Origin of the sequence: Zoogloea oryzae (genome assembly GCF_030161255.1) — a bacterium.
In the GTDB taxonomy this organism is placed as follows: Bacteria; Pseudomonadota; Gammaproteobacteria; order Burkholderiales; family Rhodocyclaceae; genus Zoogloea; species Zoogloea oryzae.
Map to the genome: position 1 here is coordinate 1 of NZ_BSPX01000271.1, position 737 is coordinate 737.

A 737-nucleotide genomic window follows, 5' to 3' on the forward strand; every position below is an offset into this window, starting at 1 on the left:
GTGGGTATGAGAGGATTAATGTCGGATCCTCAAGGACAAATGATTGATTTACCTATTCAAAGCAATTTACGAGAAGGGCTCTCTTTAACGGAATATATTATTTCTTGTTATGGAGCCCGTAAAGGGGTTGTAGATACTGCTGTACGAACATCAGATGCTGGGTATCTCACGCGCAGACTTGTTGAAGTGGTTCAACACATTGTTGTACGTAGAACAGACTGTGGCACCATTCGAGGCGTTTCTTTAAGTCCTAGAAATGGGGGGATGACAGAAAGCATTTTTATCCAAACATTAATTGGTCGTGTATTAGCAGACGATATATATATAGGTTTGCGATGCATCGCCATTAGAAATCAAGATATTGGGGCTAGACTTGCCAATAAATTACTAAGCTCTCGAGCACAACTACTATCGATTCGAACCCCGTTTACTTGTAGAAGTACCTCTTGGATCTGTCGATTATGTTATGGTCGAAGTCCCACTCATGGGGACCTGGTCGAATTGGGAGAAGCTGTCGGTATTATAGCAGGCCAATCTATTGGGGAGCCGGGTACTCAACTAACATTAAGAACTTTTCATACCGGCGGAGTATTCACAGGGGGTACTGCAGAACATGTACGAGCCCCTTCTAAAGGAAAAATAAAATTCAACGAGGATTTGGTTCATCCCACACGTACACGTCATGGACATCCCGCTTTTTTATGTTCTAGAGATTTTTATGTAACTATCGAGAGTCA

1 pseudogene is annotated in these 737 nt (G+C 42.3%); it reads left to right on the forward strand.

Annotated elements, in window-relative coordinates:
- Window positions 1-18: 18 nt before the first annotated feature.
- Window positions 19-737, forward strand: a pseudogene (locus tag QQK25_RS24975) (DNA-directed RNA polymerase subunit beta'); the annotation flags it as partial.